This window comes from Clostridioides sp. LIBA-7678 (genome assembly GCF_056716065.1).
In genome coordinates this window covers 2,094,099-2,114,142 of the sequence record NZ_CP196987.1, presented here as the reverse complement: position 1 = coordinate 2,114,142, position 20,044 = coordinate 2,094,099, and the positions used below count along the sequence as shown (strand labels likewise).

General features: G+C 29.5%; 23 protein-coding genes. 1 reads left to right on the top strand and 22 read right to left on the bottom strand.

Annotated elements, in window-relative coordinates:
* Positions 1-412: 412 nt before the first annotated feature.
* Both ACTG46_RS10220 and ACTG46_RS10215 read right to left on the bottom strand, forming a co-directional pair.
* A complete protein-coding gene (locus ACTG46_RS10220) occupies positions 413-1,045 on the bottom strand; it encodes an OmpA family protein (RefSeq protein WP_054270362.1) in 633 nt (210 codons plus the stop codon).
* Positions 1,038-2,396 carry a hypothetical protein gene (locus tag ACTG46_RS10215; protein WP_054276739.1) on the bottom strand — a complete coding sequence of 453 codons (1,359 nt, stop codon included), beginning with the start codon at positions 2,394-2,396 and terminating at the stop codon, positions 1,038-1,040. Before ACTG46_RS10215 ends, ACTG46_RS10220 begins: the two co-directional genes overlap by 8 nt.
* 169 nt (positions 2,397-2,565) lie before the next feature.
* Between ACTG46_RS10215 and ACTG46_RS10210 the strand changes: the two genes are divergently transcribed.
* A complete protein-coding gene (locus ACTG46_RS10210; protein ID WP_054270360.1) occupies positions 2,566-3,165 on the top strand; it encodes an ABC transporter ATP-binding protein in 600 nt (199 codons plus the stop codon).
* 225 nt (positions 3,166-3,390) lie between these two features.
* Here ACTG46_RS10210 and ACTG46_RS10205 read toward each other — a convergent pair whose 3' ends face one another.
* The 20 genes from ACTG46_RS10205 to ACTG46_RS10110 all read right to left on the bottom strand — a co-directional run bounded on the left by ACTG46_RS10205 (position 3,391) and on the right by ACTG46_RS10110 (position 19,777).
* Positions 3,391-3,864: a cupin domain-containing protein gene (locus ACTG46_RS10205; protein ID WP_407963747.1), complete on the bottom strand. Its 474-nt coding sequence runs from the start codon at positions 3,862-3,864 to the stop codon at positions 3,391-3,393.
* Position 3,865: 1 nt separating this feature from the next.
* Positions 3,866-4,957, bottom strand: a complete 1,092-nt coding sequence (gene eutH / locus ACTG46_RS10200) for an ethanolamine utilization protein EutH (RefSeq protein WP_054270358.1) — start codon at positions 4,955-4,957, stop codon at positions 3,866-3,868.
* A gap of 11 nt (positions 4,958-4,968) precedes the next feature.
* Entirely contained in the window at positions 4,969-5,520 is a 552-nt protein-coding gene (locus ACTG46_RS10195; protein WP_479922720.1) for a BMC domain-containing protein, read from the bottom strand.
* On the bottom strand, positions 5,513-5,785 hold the full coding sequence (locus ACTG46_RS10190) for a EutN/CcmL family microcompartment protein (protein WP_021384701.1): 273 nt from the start codon (positions 5,783-5,785) through the stop codon (positions 5,513-5,515). Before ACTG46_RS10190 ends, ACTG46_RS10195 begins: the two co-directional genes overlap by 8 nt.
* Positions 5,786-5,797: 12 nt before the next feature.
* Positions 5,798-6,493 (bottom strand): TIGR02536 family ethanolamine utilization protein, encoded by a 696-nt coding sequence (locus ACTG46_RS10185; protein ID WP_479922719.1) that lies wholly within the window; start codon positions 6,491-6,493, stop codon positions 5,798-5,800.
* A gap of 41 nt (positions 6,494-6,534) precedes the next feature.
* A complete protein-coding gene (gene eutD, locus ACTG46_RS10180) occupies positions 6,535-7,164 on the bottom strand; it encodes an ethanolamine utilization phosphate acetyltransferase EutD (protein ID WP_054270355.1) in 630 nt (209 codons plus the stop codon).
* 12 nt (positions 7,165-7,176) lie between these two features.
* On the bottom strand, positions 7,177-7,938 hold the full coding sequence (locus tag ACTG46_RS10175; RefSeq protein WP_479922718.1) for a cobalamin adenosyltransferase: 762 nt from the start codon (positions 7,936-7,938) through the stop codon (positions 7,177-7,179).
* Between the two features lie 126 nt (positions 7,939-8,064).
* A complete protein-coding gene (eutM, locus tag ACTG46_RS10170; protein ID WP_003423991.1) occupies positions 8,065-8,352 on the bottom strand; it encodes an ethanolamine utilization microcompartment protein EutM in 288 nt (95 codons plus the stop codon).
* Between the two features lie 93 nt (positions 8,353-8,445).
* Positions 8,446-9,915, bottom strand: coding sequence for an acetaldehyde dehydrogenase (acetylating) (locus tag ACTG46_RS10165; RefSeq protein ID WP_479922717.1), 1,470 nt, complete (start codon positions 9,913-9,915; stop codon positions 8,446-8,448).
* Between the two features lie 2 nt (positions 9,916-9,917).
* Complete coding sequence (locus ACTG46_RS10160) at positions 9,918-10,580, bottom strand: BMC domain-containing protein (protein WP_479922716.1); 663 nt, start codon at positions 10,578-10,580, stop codon at positions 9,918-9,920.
* A gap of 9 nt (positions 10,581-10,589) precedes the next feature.
* Positions 10,590-11,243 (bottom strand): ethanolamine utilization microcompartment protein EutL, encoded by a 654-nt coding sequence (gene eutL, locus ACTG46_RS10155; RefSeq protein ID WP_054270351.1) that lies wholly within the window; start codon positions 11,241-11,243, stop codon positions 10,590-10,592.
* Positions 11,244-11,262: 19 nt separating this feature from the next.
* Complete coding sequence (eutC, locus tag ACTG46_RS10150; protein ID WP_479922715.1) at positions 11,263-12,144, bottom strand: ethanolamine ammonia-lyase subunit EutC; 882 nt, start codon at positions 12,142-12,144, stop codon at positions 11,263-11,265.
* A 12-nt stretch (positions 12,145-12,156) separates the two neighbouring features.
* The gene (locus tag ACTG46_RS10145) at positions 12,157-13,521 is read right to left on the bottom strand and encodes an ethanolamine ammonia-lyase subunit EutB (RefSeq protein ID WP_021384698.1); all 1,365 of its coding nucleotides are present in this window, start codon (positions 13,519-13,521) and stop codon (positions 12,157-12,159) included.
* Between the two features lie 17 nt (positions 13,522-13,538).
* Positions 13,539-14,972: an ethanolamine ammonia-lyase reactivating factor EutA gene (gene eutA, locus ACTG46_RS10140; RefSeq protein WP_167640367.1), complete on the bottom strand. Its 1,434-nt coding sequence runs from the start codon at positions 14,970-14,972 to the stop codon at positions 13,539-13,541.
* A gap of 183 nt (positions 14,973-15,155) precedes the next feature.
* Positions 15,156-16,565, bottom strand: coding sequence for a histidine kinase N-terminal domain-containing protein (locus ACTG46_RS10135; RefSeq protein ID WP_054270347.1), 1,410 nt, complete (start codon positions 16,563-16,565; stop codon positions 15,156-15,158).
* A complete protein-coding gene (locus ACTG46_RS10130; RefSeq protein WP_054270346.1) occupies positions 16,558-17,133 on the bottom strand; it encodes an ANTAR domain-containing response regulator in 576 nt (191 codons plus the stop codon). The genes ACTG46_RS10135 and ACTG46_RS10130 overlap by 8 nt, the downstream gene beginning before the upstream one ends.
* A 130-nt stretch (positions 17,134-17,263) precedes the next feature.
* Entirely contained in the window at positions 17,264-17,713 is a 450-nt protein-coding gene (locus tag ACTG46_RS10125; protein WP_074178165.1) for a EutP/PduV family microcompartment system protein, read from the bottom strand.
* Positions 17,714-17,720: 7 nt separating this feature from the next.
* On the bottom strand, positions 17,721-18,071 hold the full coding sequence (locus ACTG46_RS10120) for a BMC domain-containing protein (RefSeq protein ID WP_021384706.1): 351 nt from the start codon (positions 18,069-18,071) through the stop codon (positions 17,721-17,723).
* Between the two features lie 240 nt (positions 18,072-18,311).
* A complete protein-coding gene (locus ACTG46_RS10115) occupies positions 18,312-19,442 on the bottom strand; it encodes a 1-propanol dehydrogenase PduQ (protein WP_219674005.1) in 1,131 nt (376 codons plus the stop codon).
* A 158-nt stretch (positions 19,443-19,600) separates the two neighbouring features.
* On the bottom strand, positions 19,601-19,777 hold the full coding sequence (locus ACTG46_RS10110) for a hypothetical protein (protein WP_479924053.1): 177 nt from the start codon (positions 19,775-19,777) through the stop codon (positions 19,601-19,603).
* Positions 19,778-20,044: the final 267 nt, after the last annotated feature.

Sequence of the window (20,044 nt, the reverse complement as noted above, 5' to 3'; positions counted from 1 at the left end):
TTTCTCATTAGAAATAAAAAGGTAACAACTAAGGTTAGTTGTTACCTTTTTATTTTTCTACTATAATCTAATTAATAAATAATTAAATTATTCTAAGCTCTATATAATATACTAATAGCTCTAGCATTATATGGGTTTTTATGATATTTTTCTACATATTATTTTAAATGACTTGTTATCGTATAATAATATCAACAATTGACTGCTTATAAATTTTATATTATATAAAATGAAATATTTTACATCAGTAGTACCCAGTTATGCATTTTAAACGACCATTTACGTTTAAGATATTGCAAATTTTTTCTAAAAACTATAATATGTTAAATATCAACAAAAATAAATAAACTTTTTCCTTAAAGAAGGCTTAAAGCTCACACCAACTGCCTTCTTTTTTTTTATAAAAATTCAATTATTTATTTTGATTAATATTTATTTCATATTTTAGCTCTACCCTTCTAGATGCATCTCTGTTTACTCCATTATCTCCATCTTTTATAAGTTCAGCTTTTGATCTTCCTATTGCAATAATATGTCTAGTAACCTTATCTTTATATTTATAGTCACCAATCTCATCCCCTACTATATACTTTGCAACACTATATGCTCTTCTTTGGGACAGGTCTAAATTGTATATATAGCTCCCTACATCATCTGTATGGCCTTCTATAACTATTTTGGATATATAGTCACCATAATCTTTATAAATAGTTTCTATGTACTTTGGAACGAACATTTTTAACATTTCTTTAGCCTCTGGTTTTAAAACATCACTATCTACATCAAACATAGTTCTTTCACCAAAGGTTACTTGACCATTAACCTTATCTACTTTCACAGGAATACCACTTTTTTTAAAGGTCTCCTCAACAGAAGCGTTGACGTTCTTGGCCAAATCTTGCTCGACAGAACCTGAAATACTTTCTGAACTAAATAAGATAAGAATCACAACCATCAATACAGTTGATAATAAATCTGTAAATGTTGGCCAAAAGCTACTCTTTTCAAATTCTCTGTTAACAGTTCTTCTATATTTATTATTCATTTAACTCATCCTCACCTATGACCTTTATTTCATTATTTTCTATCTCATAAATTTCTTCGCTGAAAGGGTTAAATACACTATCGATATCATCTTTAAATAATTCTTCACTCTCAAGAGGAACTTCATCATGCATAAAAGAGTTATTAAACATAACGTCTAATTTATCTTGAATATCTAAAGAATTCTCAAACATTATATCTAGTTTAACTTGTAGGTCATTGGAAAAGTTTTCAATAATACTTGAAAGATTTTTTATTGAATCATCTAGAGTAAACTTTTCATCTAAAAGAATTTTTTGATTTTGAGATATTTTATTTTCATGAGTCATTAATTTAGTTAATAAATCTTGGGCACTTCTTTCATATAAAGCAAATCCTGCATTTATATTTTTTATGTAGTCTCTAATTTTAAACTGGCTTTCAGTAGCATTGTATATATTTTTTGAAGATTCTTTTATGTCAAATAAAATCTCTTTATTTATGTTGTCTTGATTATCATACTTATCAAACAGTTTTACAAACTTTACATTTAAAATATTAAACTGTTTATCTAATTTTCTTACGCTTTGGTCAAAGGTCTTAATAGAGCTTTGAGAACCCTCTAAAAGGCTTTTTAAAGCTTCTATTCCACTTATGAATTCATCATTGAAGTCATTTAAATCTTTAGATATTTTATCAAATTTTTCAATAGCTTCTATAGACTTACTTATTTGTTTTATTGTATTTTTTACCTCTTCTACTTTTAAATCCATTCTTTCTGATTTAAAATGAGTTATCTCAGATGTTAATAAATTTTCGCATTTTAACATTATCTGTATTAAAACATGTTCACAATCTTTTATCTTTGTACAGTAGCCTATAATTAGAGAAAATACGACTCCAAAGATGCTTGTTGTAAATGCAGTCTGCATACTACTAATAGTCGAAGGAAGTGAATTTATAATGTCTTTGGTATCAACACATAAAAGCATTGTAGAAAGTCCAACAAATGTACCTAAAACTCCAAGCAAAATACTTATTGAAGATGAATTTTTTATACTTCTAATCTTCTCTAAAAGTGGTAAGTTGTTGTGTTTTAAATCTGATACAACTTCTTCTATAAAAGAAGTTATATTTACATCAGAATAAGGATTTTCTTTGCTATATGTATAGTAATCATTCCTTACCTTTCCATAAAATTCACTCGTTTTATGGTTTCTATTGATTTCTTCTAGTTTTGAACTTACAAACGAGTATACTCTGTTATTTTCTATTATCTTAAAAACAGAATATAAAGTTATTGCAAGTAAAAACAATATAGTTATCGGATTAGTAAATATTGACTCTATTAAATTAGTTATTATGTTACTCAATTCTATCCCCTACCTTATAATTTATTTATCTATAATTTATACGTACAAGTTACTAAGAAAATACGTAAATAAACAAAATATTTATATTATATTTATGAAAAATGGTACAAATAGGTCATATTGTTAATAACATAATATATACGAGCTAAAAGTTATAGGGGGTGGCATAATGAATGACAACATAGTAGAAGTTAAAAATATAAATATGAACTTCTACACTAAGGAAGGCGAGCTTGAAGTGTTAAAAGATGTTAATTTTAACTTGAAAGAAGGAGAAATATTAACTTTGCTTGGTCCTTCTGGAAGCGGTAAATCTACAATTTTAAATATTCTTACTAATCTTTTAAAACCAACTAGTGGCGACGTAAAGATTACTGGAAATATTGGATATATGTTTCAAAAAGATAATTTGCTTGAATGGAGAAATATAATGGATAATATAACTATTGGCTTAGAAATTCAAGGCAAAAAAGATAAAAAATCTTTAGATAGAGTTGAAAGTCTTTTAAAGACTTATGGATTATGGGATTTTAGAAACATGTACCCAAAAGAATTATCTGGTGGTATGAGACAAAGGGTTGCACTTATTAGAACCCTGTCTGTAAATCCAGATATTTTACTTTTAGATGAGCCTTTTTCAGCTCTTGATTATCAGACGAGATTGTTAGTTTGTGATGATGTTTATAGTATTATTAAAAATGAGAATAAGTCTACTATTTTGGTTACGCATGATATTGGTGAAGCACTATGTATAAAAGTGCAACACTAGGAGATAAAAAGTATATATTCCGTTTTTTCAGAATAAATTTAAATATTTAAGAAGACAACTTTGAATCAAAAGTAATTATAAGCTATTAAATATGAAAATAAGGCTATGATTTTGTAGCCATAGCCTTACTAACAAATCTTTAATTATCACTTTAAAAGTAAAATTTTATTTAAAGAATACACAGAAACATTTCAAGAATTTAAATATATTTAAAGTATTCTCTTGTTAATTTTGAGATGCCCAGTCTGCTGGATATGTTACATATATAAACCTAGCATAATCAGGTACAGAAAATTGTATCTTACTTCCTTTTGGTATAAATATTAACTCACCTGAAGAAGCAGATATCTTTCTTCCATCTATTATTATATCTAAAGTTCCATCTATTACATAATCTATTTCATCATAGTTTAGAGTCCAGTCAAAAGTAGTTTCCTTCATCTCCATCATACCACAGCCTAATCTAGGACTTTCCTCTAATGTAAATAAATCTTTTGTATAAACTACATCATTAGGATTTCCTGTATCTAATCTATCAGATTCATTAACCTTTACTGTTGGTAACTTTATAGAAGTTATTCCACTAACATCTTTATTTCTAACGAAATCTACACTATCTTTAGTTCCATTTATTTTTTCTTCTATTATTTGTCTTACTAATGTTTCAATTAAGTTTTTATCTATATTTGTTATATCCATCTTATGCATTCTCCTTTTTTAGTGTTTTATTTGCTATAACCATAGCTAATAGGACTGCTGTTATACCACCAACCAATTTAGCAACTATCATTGGTGTTATCATATTAGCATTAAACCCTGCTGTAAACCCTAAGTGGTCTCCAAATACGAATGCTGCTGAAACAGAGAATGCCACGTTTATTATCTTTCCTCTATTATCCATATCTTTCATCATACCAAACATTGGTATACAGTTAGCTAAACTTGCAACAAGACCTGCTGCTGATACATCATTCATTCCAAGAACTTTTCCTAAAGCCATCAGTGGTTTATTAAACACTTTTGTTATAACAAACACTAGTGGGAATGCCCCTGCTAAAACTATTGCTATATCCCCTACTATTTCTATACCTTCACCTATTGGTTTCATTCCAGGTATTACAACTATTCCTGTTAAGGCTTCAACTATCGCAGCAGCAAGCCCTAAAGTTATAACTATTACTACACCTTTTCCAAAGTATGTGAATCCTTTTATCATAGCATTTTCAAACTTCAATAATCCAAGTGCTATAACTACTGCAAATATTATTATTGGCACTAAGTTTCTAAGAACCATCATTACCTCAAATCCTGCAACTAATCCACCAACAAACGCCCCAACAGGTATCGTTATTATTCCTGCAAGTATTCCTGTTGCTAAGAATTTTTGGTCTTCTTTTTCTATTATCCCAAGTGCAACTGGTATTATAAATACTATTGTAGGTCCCATCATAGCTCCTACTATTAATCCGCCAAATAATCCAGCATTTGGGTCTTTTGCAAGCTCAAGAGCAAGTGGCGCACCACCCATATCATTAGCTAATAAACTTCCAGCAAACATAGCTGGGTCAGCTCCAAGCATATCAAATACTGGTACTACAATTGGTCTTAATACATCAGCAAGTACTGGTGCTAGACATATAACACCAACCATCGCAACTGCAAGTGAACCCATTGCCATTATACCTTCTTCAAACTGTTCTCCAAGACCAAATTTATTGCCTATACACTTATCTATAGCTCCAAGTGCCATGAAGACTACCATTACATAGATTATAATTTCGTTTATACTCATAATGCCCCCCATTATTTTATTAGACTTTTTATTATTTGACTGTCTACTGATGATATTACAGTCTTATAGATTACTTCTTTTTCCTTTACAACTTTTTCACTTTCTTTTAATGCATATTCTAAACTACTTAAATCTCCTGCTACTATATATACTAACTTTCCACCTATAGCAAAAGATAATTGAAGCTTTACTAATACTAAGTCGCTTGATTTTAAAGTCTTATCAAGCATTTTTATTCCAGCACATACTTTACTACTTTCAACAACACCTATAGAGGCTATATTATCTAATGTTTGGTACCTATTTTTAAATCCATTTAATATTTCTTGTGAAATTGAATTTATTACAAAATTATCTACAATGTACTTTTCTCCAAGCTCCATTCCATAACTTATGCATTCATTTACATAGGAAGTTTCTCCACCTACTATTATTAAAAATTTACCTGGACAAATACTTTTTAAGTATAATACATCGACTGATGATTTTTTTACCATTTCATTAGATACTTCTATACCTTTAGCTATACTTTTAAACTCTATAGCGCCTATACTTTTATTCATCAAATACCTCAAAGGAGTCAACCACTCCAACTATAGTTGCATCTACTGGAACATGTTTTTTTTCAATAGATTCTCTTGCTGAGGAACCTTTGGATATAAGAACTAAGTCTCCATTTCCTGCTCCTGCATTATCGGCCGCAACCATGAAGCCTTCTTTGTATGTGTCTTTAGTTTTTAAAATTTTTACGACTAAAAGTTTTTGACCACACAATTTTTCATCTTTTCTTGTGGCCCAAACATTACCTACAACTTTTCCTATATCCATAAAATTACCTCCTTACATTTTCTTTAGTTCGAGATGGTGTATTCTCATAAAATCTACAGCTAATGGAGTTATTATACTTTTTTTATTAACTAATATATTTTTAACTCCATTTATAGTAGGTTTTCTTAAATCAGCTTCTGATATAAGCTTTTTATTTCTTAAATCTAAACTAAACTCATTAACTATCTTTGTATTCTCTGTATTGATTAAACTTATAGTATCTTTATTTAAAATTTCTGTAGTTTCACTTTGTATACTTAACTTACTTTTAGCTATAGTATTTAAGTCTTTTATAATTTCAACACCAAATTTACATATTTCATCTTCAAATGATATAAATTTTTTATACAATGCTTTTGGTGCAGTATCTTTATATCGTTTGTATTCAATTCCTTCATCTAAGACATATACTTTTTTACCTTTCATAAGCATCTTTAGTATAAATCTCTCTTCGTCACTTGTTGAATTTCCAAGTGCTAAGTTTGATAATCCTCTCATACAAAGTTTTGAAACTATCACTAACTCGCATTCTTTTATGCTTTTATTAAATTCTAATATTTCAAATTCATCTCTTAATAAATTAAATTTACTGTTATCCTGTTCAAACACAGTTACAACTTTAGGTTTATTAGATATTTTTAATTCATCATTATTTATTTTTTTATAGATTTCTTCTATTACTAAATCTACAAGCTTATCATAATTCATATTAAATCCTCCCTAGAGGTAATCTATATAGCAGGTTAAATCTATGCTTTCTTTATTATTTTAGCAACAGTCCCTTTTGAATAACCACATGCATTAGCTTCATCATAATCTATGTGCATGTAAGTTTTAAAACTATCACTAACTCTTATTACTACATCATCAAATGTTAGAGGTCTCTGACCCATCACTTTAGCTTCAACTATTTCTCTGTCACATACATTGAATTTTTCTGCATCAGCAGGCGTCATATGTATGTGTCTTTTAGCAACCATTAATCCTTTATCGAGTTCAACTTCACCATGTTGTGTTGATATTTTAACCATTAAAGTTCCTTCTAAGTCTCCACTTTGTCTTATAGGAGCTTTTAATCCAAGAGTTGAACCATCTGTTAAAGAGATTTCCACTTGAGTTTCTTCTCTACATGGTCCAAGTACAACTACATTTTTTATACTTCCCTTAGGCCCTGTAATAGTAACTCTTTCCTTACAAGCATATTGACCTGGTTGAGATAAGTCTTTTAATTTTGTAAGAGTGTGCCCCTTACCAAATAATTTATCTACGTCTTCTCTACTTAAGTGAACATGTCTTCCTGATGCTTCAACCTCTATAAACGCTTCTTTTTTAACTCTATTTATTACTTCTTCTACTATTTCGTTTAATAGACTTTCCATTACGTCCTCCAACTACTTATACTTATTAGTCCTAACTTTATATATAATTATCCAAAATACAGATGACAATCTATTAAGTGCCTTTATTAAATCTTCTCTATGAACATTTCCATACTCACCCTTAAATGCTTCATAAGCTGCAAGTTCAACCTCTCTAGCATTGCTTCTTATACTGTTTATAGCAACTACAGCTTCACCCATTTCATAACTTGGGAATTCATGTCCTATGCCAAAATATTTTTTAGGATAGTGAGATTGTTCTCTAAGTTCTTGAGGAGTTAACCCTAAAAGTTTAAAGTCTTCTAGTTTTTCTTCCAAAACTTCACATCTCATTATATTTCTTACAAAATCTAATACTTCTTGTAATTCCTTAACAAGCTTTGGCATATCTAGCTTTTGACAAAGAACTTGAGTTTTCAGTATTTCTGATTCAAGTGAATCTATTTTACCTCTTAGTATTATTCTTTTATGGTCTTTAAAAACTAAAAGATTTCCATTTAATTGAGTCATATGTTCTGGTTTCTCATCCAATTTAGCACCAAATACAGTAGTATATCTATATGTTTTTTCTTTAACTACTTCTTTTATAACTTCCTTAGGTTCATTATTTATGACTGGAAGTTTATCAACATACTTAAGCTCAATACTTCTCTCAGCTAAATAAGATTTTGCAGAAGGAGTTATTATTTGCCCTTTTTCTATATAAAATTCAGTTATATTATCTTTATTTTTTCCAATTTTTCTTTTTACTTCATTTTCTGTTAAAACACCCATTTTATCACATCTCCTATTAGATGTATAAAAAAGGCTACCTCAAAATACATTGAGTTTATTAGTAAGACTCATTTTTGAGATAGCCTCTTTTTTAATCAAAATTTAAATTTTCAAATTACATTTATATTACTCAGCTGATACTTTTGGTAATATAGCATCTACTTCAAAATGTGGTCTTGGTATAACATGAACTGATATTAGTTCTCCAACTCTTTCAGCAGCAGCAGCTCCAGCATCTGTAGCAGCTTTAACAGCTCCAACATCTCCTCTTACCATTACAGTAACTAATCCTCCACCTACTTGCTCTTTTCCTACTAATTGTACGTTTGCAGCTTTAACCATTGCATCTGCTGCTTCTATTGCTCCTACTAATCCTTTAGTTTCTATCATTCCTAATGCATTTGCACTTGCCATAATCTTATCCTCCAAAAATTTAATATTATTTTATAGTTTTTTATTTTTAGAAATCTTATAGTTATAAACTATAAGTTTCATTGTTCATTTTAATTATGCTAGTTCTTTGACTAATCTTTGAACTAGAAGATTTATTAATTCTTCTTTATCCATTGAGTCAAACATTGATTTTTCAACTTGAGATTTATCTCTACCAAGTTCTTCTATTTCTTTGATTCCATAAGCTACTCTTTTAATATTCATTAAATCAAGTGGACCTACATTGTTTGAAGTTGAGCTTCCACCTATCGCACCACAACCAAGTGTTAGTGCTGGTACAAGATTTGTTGATGCACCTATTCCTCCAAGTGCTGAAGGAGTATTCACAAGTATTCTTGATACTGGCATGTTAAGAGCAAATCTTTTTACCAATTCTTCATCATTTGCATGCATTGAGAAAGTATGTCCAGCGCCTTCATTTAATAGTATTTCTCTACATCTATTCATAATAGCATCTACATTATCTTCAACATAGAATGCAAGTATTGGTGTAAGTTTTTCTCTTGAATAGGCTACATTGTGACCAACTTTAGTTTCTCTTGCAACTAAGACTTTTGTATTTTTAGGTACATTTGCAAGGTCTGCTAAATTTGCTATCACCTCAACACTCTTACCAACTATTTGCGGATTCATAGTACCATTAGCTCTTAATATGAACTTTGCTAATCTTTCACTCTCTTCTTCATTTAAAAGATATGCTCCTTGGTTTTTAAGTTCTTTTAAAACAGTTTCTTCCATGGACTTTTCTACCACTATCGATTGTTCTGATGCGCATATAACACCATTATCAAAAGTTTTAGAGTCTATTATTCTCTTGACTGCCAACTTAACATTTGCTGACTTATCTATAAATGCTGGTCCATTTCCAGGGCCAACTCCTATAGCTGGTGTTCCTGAAGAGTAAGCAGCTCTAACCATTGCTTCTCCTCCAGTTGCTAATATTAAGTTTGTATCCTTATGCTTCATTAATTCATTTGTTCCAACTATACTTGGATTAGTTATACATAATATTGAATCCTCTGGTGCTCCAGCATCTATAGCTGCTTCGTTTATTATTTTAACTGTTTCAAGTATGCATTTTTTTGCATTTGGATGTGGAGAGAAAACTATAGTATTTCCTGCCTTTATAGATATTATGGTTTTATATATTACTGTTGATGTTGGGTTTGTTGAAGGTATAAGCCCTGCTACAACTCCAACTGGTGTAGCTATATCTATAGTGTTTTCTTTTTTATCTTCGCCAATTATTCCAATAGTTTTTGTATCTTTTAAAGTTTCATAAACTCCCATAGATGCAAAAGTATTTTTTATTACTTTATCTTCCCATTTTCCAAATCCAGTTTCTTCATTTGCCATTTTAGCTAACTTAGTAGCATTATTAAATGCTGCATCTGCAATAGACTTTACTATTTTATCTATTTGCTCTTGGCTCATTTTAGAAAGTTTCTCTTGAGCCACTTTAGCTTTTTTTACAAGAGTTCTGACTTCTTGTATAGATACTAAATCTTTATCTAAAAGTGTCATAACTATTTATCCCCTCTGCTAAGCTTTTTAACTAAGTTTATTAATTCTTCTTTCTTAAGAACATTTAAATCTTTATAAGTTATTGAAGAGTCTAATTTCTTAGCTATAGCTTTAAGTTTTTTTACACTGTTTTTTGATAAATCATCTTTATCGAAATCAGTGTTTTCTATTTTAACTTGTTCTAATACTTCTTTATGAGCATTAGAATTTTCTATTTTTTCTTCATTAGCTTCAGTTAAACTATCATCGACTGTTTCTATTTCATTTTTAACTTTCTTTATATTACTATCTTGTTTATCATTATTTTCAATATCATCTAAAATTACGTTATCTATTTCTAATATATTTTCAAAGTTCTTATCTGTCTTTTCCAAAACTTCACAGACTTTAGATTCTTCCTTTTTAAATAAAGTATCTGTTACTTCATTATGGATTCTTGGTATAATATGTGATGCCCTTAATGTACCAACTCTTGAAGCTGCCATTTCACCTGCTTCTAGAGCAGATTTGACAGCACCAACATCTCCATTTATTGTTAAAGTAACAATACCTGCTCCAACCTTATCAATTCTTACAAGATTAACATTTGCAGATTTTAAACAAGCATCAGAAGCTTCTATTGCAGCAACATACCCTATTACTTCTATTAAGCCTATAGCATCCATTTAATTATCCTAAAAGCCTGTTGGATTGTCTGCAACTGATTTTACTGCTTCGGCAAATGCATCACATGCTGCTTTACAAGCTGATTGAGAACCTGTAAGTAATGCTCCACCAAAGTTTGTTTCAGTTGGAGGTGCAAATAATTCGCACATTTTAACATCTGCTGCCTTCATCGCTGCATCTAAAGCATACATTGCTTCAAGTGGTGGTGCTACTAAATAAGCTAATGCCTCACCTTCTCTTATTCCTGCTACTTCTGAAAGGTATGTGCCTGTTCTTGATACACAATGAGCGTAATATGCTATTGAATCATCATCATTTGCACTTATAAAAGTTGCTCCATATTCCATAAAATCAATTATTGCATTTAATCCACTTCTTACTTCGGCTGGGCTTGGTCCTGCTATTATTCCTAAAACTTCACCAGCAAGTTTTGTTGAAGCATTTGCTGCACCTGCATACATTGATTTTGCATATACAACATCAACTTCTGAAGCTTTAGTTGCTTCATCAAGAGCTGTGTATGTAACATCATCACAGTCTGCAGTTATTAACCCCAAGCTTTTATGGTGTGATTTTAATTCTAGTTTTTGTGCCATTTCTGGACTTATATTCGAAATTATTTTAACTCCTAGTATATTAGGACGAATCATATCGTTTTTCATATTCTACACTCCCTCGACTTTATTTAAGGTCTATTCCTGAAGCTTTTTTATCCAGCATAGTTTTTATAAGTTCAGCTATATGAGCACCTGCCTCAACTGCAGTTGTTCCACCTTTGTGAATATTTGATATAACTGTTCTCTTTGCTTCTGCCATTCCTATATATGGCTTATATGCTATATATGCTGACATTGATTCAGCAGTAACCAATCCTGGTCTTTCTCCAACTAACATACATATAACTTCACAACCTAATTCTTCACCTAAGTGGTCCATAGCACCAACTCTACAGTGTTTAACAAATAAAATTTCACTTGAGTCTATTCCATACATTTTTAGACCTTGTTTTATAGCTGGCACACAATCTTTTAAGTTTGCTTCTATAGCGGCTGAACTAAGTCCATCTCCCACTAATATTAAAACCTTTTGATTTGTTCCAAATTTAGATTTTATATTATTTATAGTTTCTGGAGAGAATTTTCTTCCTAGGTCTGGTCTAGTTAAGTATTCATCTTTATCTTTACATAAAGTTTCTACTGCAAACATATTATTTTCTTTTATAAATTCTTCATCTACATAAGAGAATACAGCATCTTGTGCAGCAGCATGGTCTGCTCTAAATCTTAAAACTGTTTCTGTTTTATATCTTGTACCAGCTCTTCCTATACCTAATCTCGCAGGTGTTTTGGCTTTCATATCTAAGTAAGCTTCTGCATTCTTAGGATTTTTTACTAGTAATTGCTTTCTTATATCAATTTCTGTTATATCATCTATGCAAGCACTGTTATCAATTACAGTTTCAGTTGCTTTCTTAACAGTTTCAGATACAACATTAGTATCTAATTCTCCAACCATTTGTCCAACTAACTGTTCTACTAATGCTTTTAAATCCTTCTCATTCATACTAAATACCTCCTATCCTAATAATATAGATGCGTCTCCTGCTAACTCTGTTAACTTACCATCTTTAGAGAATCCCATCTTTTCCATCCAAGCATCAAATTCTTTTATTGCAGTCAATCCAAACATTTCTCTAAGTGATGCTGTTTCATGGTATCCTGTTGTTTGGTAGTTAAGCATTACATCATCTCCATGAGGTATTCCCATAAAATACGTACATCCTGCTGTTGTCAGTAGTATAGCTAAGTTTTCCATATCATTTTGGTCAGCCTTCATGTGGTTAGTGTAACAAACATCAACACCCATTGGTAATCCATGTAATTTACCCATAAAATGGTCTTCAAGTCCTGCCCTTACTACTTCTCTAGCATCATATAAATACTCAGGCCCTATAAATCCAACAACTGTATTTACTAAGAATGGTTCATACTTTTTAGCAAATCCATAACATCTAGCTTCCATAGTAACCTGGTCTATTCCATGATGTGCTTCTGAAGATAATTCTGAACCTTGTCCAGTTTCAAAATACATAACATTAGGTCCAGTAGCTGTACCATGTTTTAAAGCTAATTGTCTGGCTTCCTCGATAGTATCACCATTGAATCCAAATGCTTCATTTCCCTTTTCAGAACCTGCTATAGATTGGAATATCAAATCTGCAGGAGCACCGTTTCTTATTGCTTCCATTTGTGTAGTAACATGTGCTAATACGCATGTTTGAGTTGGTATTTGATATTTTTGTTTTACTTCTTCAAATCTTTTTAACACTTTAGTAACACTTTCAACTGAGTCATCAACTGGGTTTAAACCAAGTACTGCATCTCCTATACCAAAAGTTAAACCTTCAAGAAGTGATGCAAGTATTCCATCTGGGTCGTCTGTAGGGTGATTAGGCTGAAGTCTTGCTGATAATGTACCTTGTTCTCCTATAGTTGTATTACAATGAGCAGTAACTTTTATTTTTTTAGCAGCATAGACTAAGTCCATATTTGACATTAACTTTGCAACTGCTGCTATTATTTCAGAAGTTAATCCTCTTGATATTCTTCTTATATCAAGACTTGTAGTATTTGAATCTAATATCCATTCTCTAAGTTCTGATACTGTCCATTCTTTTATTTCTTCATAAACTTTTTCATTTACAGCATCTTGTATTATTCTTGTTACTTCATCTTCCTCATATGCTACTGCAGGATTATTTCTTATATCCTCTAACTTTATGTGTGATAAAACAACCTTTGCTGCTATTCTTTCTTCAGCTGATTCTGCTGCAAGACCTGCTAATTTATCTCCTGATTTTTCTTCATTAGCTTTAGCCATTACATCATATAAGCTTTTAAACTGATAAGTACGTCCAAATAATTTTGTCTTTAAAATCATTTACTTACCTCCTTCTATTAATTAAAAACTAATGTTTTTATTACTACAGGTAAAACTTTACCTTCAACTATAGGTTTCCCAATGTCAATATAGTCTCCATTTTCGACCTTGACACTGTCTATACAGACAATTTCTTTTTCATAATTTAATAATGCATATATTGCTTGACCTAATACTTTTGCCATATCGTTTTCAACAATTACTACAAAAGGCAAATCATTTTCTATGATTTGTTGCATTCCATCCACAAATCCTTTGGCATATTCTTGTATATCTGAAAAGGCTGGGTTTTTCTTGCCTATCATAGCTATAGCAACTTTCTGTAAATCATTTTCTAACTTAAACCAGTTAAGTTTGTTTTTTATAGCTTCACTGATTTGTTTTGAAGTACCTACTTCTTCATCCATTGATAATTTTAAAACTGGCAAGTTCTTAAGTGGAAAATTTTCACTAGTATAAGTTATTGTACTTCCACTTACCTCAGTAGTATGAGAACCTGCACCAACTACTGTAGCTCTTATTGTCTCCATAGATTTGACTATATTCACTTTTTTAAGGTACTCACAATTTTTTATTGCTTGACCAAGTAAAATTCCCAAATCACCATATTCAAAATAATCTTTTATTTCTCCATCATAGTAAATATAATCAGCTACCCCACCTGAAAATGAGACATTCTTAATATCTTCATCTATATTGATTGATTTATTGGTTATTATAAAATCAAATAAAGGTGTCTGAGTTTTTAATCCTATACTTTCCATTAATAAGTCAACCATTATATTAACTATTGGTTTTGTATTTTCTATTGTAGCTACAGTTCCAACTTGAAGATTTAAATTATTATCTTTTATGATTTCATTTATTTTAGGTGATATATAAGTTATTTCTTTACTTATTTTGTCTACTTTTATAAGCCTTCCACCTATATCTAAGCACCCAGTATCAGTTACTTCTCCTCTTTTAAATGAGGCTATATTACTAGTTCCCCCACCTATATCTATATTTACAATTGTAGTTGAATGTTCTTTTGAATAAATATGAGCTCCAGCTCCTTTACCTGATATTATACTTTCTAGGTCAGGACCTGCTGTTGCAACAACAAAATCTCCTGCAAATCCACTTAAAGTATGAAGCACATCGTTTGCATTTTCTTTTCTGGCTGTTTCGCCAGTTATTATTACTGCTCCTGTATGTATATCTACTTTAGATATATTTGCTTTTTTATATTCACTTTCAACTATTTCTTTTATTTGCTGTCCATTTATTTCATTATTTGAGATAAGGGGAGTGAAATAAACCTTACTTTTATAAATAATTTCTTTGTCTACTATACTTATCCTAGGTACCGAAAAATTTGATTCAGTATTTTCTACTATTAACTTAGAAAAAATCAACTGAGTAGTACTTGTTCCAATGTCAATACCAACACTTAATAACTCTTCTCTCATTTTCTCACCTCCTAAAGTTTAAGTATGTCTTAAACAAGCAAAGAGGCTTAAAGCTATAATAAATATCTGTTAAATTGAATTCATATTTACAAGTTTTATAAATATATTCAACTAACTTAATTTATTAATAACCTTAAGCCTCTTTGCTCAATTAAAACTACTACTTTGTAGATGAGTTATTATTTAAATATTAATTTGTGTAGGTATAGTAATTAATACTTCTGTCCCATTTTTACTACTCTTTCTTTTTATACTTCCTTTTAACATTTGAGTTATATAACTATCTATTATATATGTTCCTAAACTATTTTTATTTATATTATCACTATCAAATCCAACGCCATCATCTATAATAGCTATATTTCTAGAATCATTATCTTTATTTATTAGTATTTGTATATTGCCACGTTCTCTATCAATGAAAGCATGGTCATAACAATTTTGTAATATTTCATTTATAACTAAAAGTATGGCGGTTGCTTTTTCTCCACTAATTTTAAAATCTTCACCTGTTATACATATGTCTATATCTTTACTAAACAAATAACCACCTTGAATATTTGATACTAATAAGTTGATACCTTCTCGTATAGATATATTATTATCTACTTCCTTAGATAACAGATAATGAGTTGAAAGTATTGCAAACACTCTGTTTATTATATTATCTAAACATTGTTTAACTTCCTCATTTTGAGATAATCTACTTTGCTTTTTTATTATAGATATTACTGTATGAAGATTATTTTTCACTCTATGATGAGCTTCTCTAATAGCTACTGTTTTTAAAACTAGTTCTTCTTCTTTTCGTTTTAAATCACTTATATCTTGTACTATTTTACAAACTTTAAATTCATCATCTTTGATGTATATAGTTTTTATTTTGAAAAACATATTACCTATCGAAACTTCATTTGTTTCATCATAATTTTCATCTATTAATATATCTTCAAATACTTTAGTTTCTATATATAAGTCGTTGTAATGCATATCCTGTATATCACAATCAAATCCAAGGTTTTTATACATCTCAGTTGCAATACGATTTTTAATTTTTAGTTTTCCATTTTTATCAAATATAAGGATGGCAGAATTTAAATTGTCAACTAAAAAATCATTATTTCCTATCAATTTTATAAACTGATGTAAATTCTTATTTTCTTCATCCTCGTTAGTTTCAAATTCACTTTTAACTTCACTACTTATATCTTTTTCAACTATTAATACTGCTAAAACTTTGTCATCTAATGTTATTGGCTGAATATTTTGTTTAACCAGCTTGTATTCTTGTGTTAAAGCTTTTATATCTCTTGCTCTTTCTCCAGTTCTTAGACACTTTATAACTCCTGGTTCATTTTCAATTAGAGCCTTTTTACCTACAACACTTTCACTGTAGACTGACTTTTCTTTAGGCCTACTATGCGCTACAACAATCGCTTCATCATCAAGTTTACTTAGTACATCTATAAAAACATCAGCCTCATAAAAGGAAGCCATTAAATCTAAGGATTTTGATACTTCTATAATTTTTTCAATTTCATTATTATTTAAGTATGTTTGTGTAGTTGCTATTTTTTTTATCGTATTAGTCATCGTATCCTATAATAATCATTTTGGCAATTTCCATCATTGTAGTTCTTTTATCCATACTTAATTTTCTTATTCTAGTGTATGCTTCATCCTCAGAAATCTTAAACTCTCTTATAAGTATACCTTTTGCTCTTTCTACTAATTTTCTTTCATTCAATTTAGAATTTACCTTTTCTAAATCTTTTTTCATTTTTTCAAATTCATTTACCTTATTTAAACACATTTCTATAGTTGGGATAAATGACTTTTCACTTGCTGTTTTTACCAAGTATCCATAAGCACCTATACTTTTGGCTTTTTCTATATATTCTTTATCTTCAAATGAAGTTAATAAAAGCACTCCACCTGCTAGATTTTCTTTACATATTATTTTGCCTGCTTTTATACCATCAAGTATTGGCATTTCTATATCCATTATAACTAAATCAGGTTTGTGTTTTTTACACATTTCAACAGCTTCAAATCCATCACTTGCTTCTCCTATTACTTCATAACCATGACTTTCTAGTATATCCTTTGTGTCCATCCTTAACAGTGGTTCATCATCAACCAATAGTATTTTTTTCCCCATGTTCCTACCTCACTTAAAGATTAAATCTTTTTAGAATAGTTTATATATTTCTTTATAAAATACTAATTTATATTTTCTTTAACTATCCATATAATTTTATCATATTTTTTAGTTAAAAAAACATTTCCCCTTAAATTTCATCTATATTTTTAGATTTTTCTAGATATTTAAATAATGTTTCAAGCCCAATATTATCCACTGTATCTATTTTAAATATTTGACTTGCTCCTGCTAGTAATAGTCTCTCATAAGCTATGTTGATTTCATCTTCAGTAGCTTTATTTATTTTAGTTATAATCCCTATTACATCTTTACAAAACATACTTGCAAACCCTGGTGCTATATAATTTTCTTCTTGTGTAGCATCATACACTATTGCTATAATCTTTGCATCTGCTGATGTTGTTATTAATGCATTATATAGATTTCTGTTTTCCATATATTCACCTGGAGTATCTATTGCATTATTATAAAGTTCTACTGACTGAGTTTTTTTATATTTCAATTCCAATTGGTCTAGTTTTTGACATAGAGTAGTTTTTCCACTACCCGTCTTTCCCATAAATATTATATTCTTCATTATATTATTATGTCCTTGTTATTTTTGTAGATGAGAAGTTTAGCATATTTCCTAAAACTTCTAAAACATCATCTAATGCAGATTCTACAGAACTTACATCTCCTGATATTACTACAGAGCCACTAAATCTATCTATAAAACCTAAAGATACATTTGAAGATTTTGTAGCAACATCTGCTGCTATTATTGATGCTTCGCTGGGTGTTATTGTAAGTATTCCTATTGCATCTTTTTTATCAAGTACCAATCCTAACTTCTTATATATATCTTCATTAGGGTTAGCTATTATATGTGCTAATGTAACCTGTTTTCCAGGAACATATTCTTGAATGACTCTTTGCTTAGATTCTTCAGCCAAATTTATTCCCTACTTTCTTTAAATATAGTTTACTAAAAAGTTATTTGCTTAAAATAAAAGAAGCTCCATAAGAATAATATTAATATTCCTAAGAAGCTCCGTTGCTTTTTACTAAAGTATCACGCCTTTGTGATACTTTCATTATAGTTTTATGTTTTATATTTGTCAATATATTATTTATATTTTTAAAAACATTTTCCCTATTTGTATAATATTATGTTTGCATGTAATAAAATGTAATTATTTAATATTATTTAATATGCTTATTATATCCTCTTCAGTTGGAACTTTAGGATTGGTTAATGTACAAGTATCTTTTATAGCAAGTTTTGCTATTTCTCTTTCTTCATTAGTTATATCTTTTAAATTTAATTTACACTGTGTTAATTTGGTTGGCATATTCATTTCTTTTTGCAATTTCTTTATTTCATTTACTAAGTTTTTAACTGCTATCCTTATATTACCATTTCCAAACCCTACTAATTCTGCTATTTGCGCATATTTCATGGCTGTATCTGAGTAAGTTGTATTAGTATATCCTACTATTGATGCATTATATTCTATCACATGTGGAAGTAATATTGAATTTGCTCTTCCATGTGGTATATGAAATTTTCCACCTAATACATGTGCTATAGAATGATTTATACCAAGTGATGTTTGATTAAATGCCATACCTGCCAGACAAGATGCATTGTGCATTTTTTCTCTAGCTTCTATATCATTTCCATCTTTATATGCCTTTATTAAGTACTTAAATACTAGTTTTATAGCTTTTTCGGCTAATGCATCTGAAAAATCATTAGACTTTGTAGATACATAAGCTTCTATAGCATGTGTCAATACATCCATACCTGTATCTGCTGTTATAAAGTTTGGTACAGTTTTTATAAGTTCTGGGTCTAGTATTGCCATATTTGGAAGTAAATCATCACTTACTAATGGATACTTACATCCCTTTTGATTATCTGATATTACTGCAAATGATGTTACTTCTGAACCTGTTCCACTTGTTGTTGGTATTGCTATAAATTCTACTTCATTAGTTTTTAATATTTTTTTAGAAAAATCCATTATAGATTTTGCAGCATCTATTGCAGAACCTCCACCCAATGCTATTATTACATCTGGATTTATAGATTTAAATGCTTCTATTCCCGCTACTACTATTTCTATTGGTGGGTCTGGCACTATTTCTTCAAAAACTTGATATGTTGAATTTATTAAATTACATGTTATTTTATCTATTGTTTTTGATTTAACCATAAATGGGTCTGTTACTATTAATACATTTTTGTTTTTTAATTCTTGTAGTGCTTTTAGTGAACCTTCTCCAAATTTTATTTTGGTTTTAATCTCAAAATTATTCAAATTACCATCCTCCTTAAGTTAAATACGCAAAAAAGCTCCATAGACTTTATCTATGGAGCTCCATTGCTCTTTTAACACTTCATTGTGTTATATTTTAAAATATACTATTTGATTAATATAATGTCAAGTCATAGTACATTAAAATCAATAATCGAAGCTTATGTATCAGCTTTACTTACGTTTAATTCTTTTTCTAAAAGGGTAAAAGCCTCCCCTAAAATTTCTTTAGGATATCTTTTACTTATTATATTTACAAACCAATTAGCTTTAGCCATTTCTATTTCATTAAGTTTAGCTCCATCTTTAGGAAAAATTTCTATAACCTTGATTTCCATATGCAAGCCCCCTACACATTTTTGTTATAACTACTAGTTTTAAAAATCATATTTTAAAGTATCTGATTTTAAGTATCTTATATTAATCTATGAAGTTATAGATTTGTCCTGATACAACTAAGTATCAATTTGCCCAACTCATTTGGAATTTTAATGGCAAAGAAATAAAAAAAATAAATAGTCATATATTATAAAAGGGATAATTATATAAATTCAATTAATTAATATATTCATTTGAAATACTATAATAAATAATTTAAAATAGAT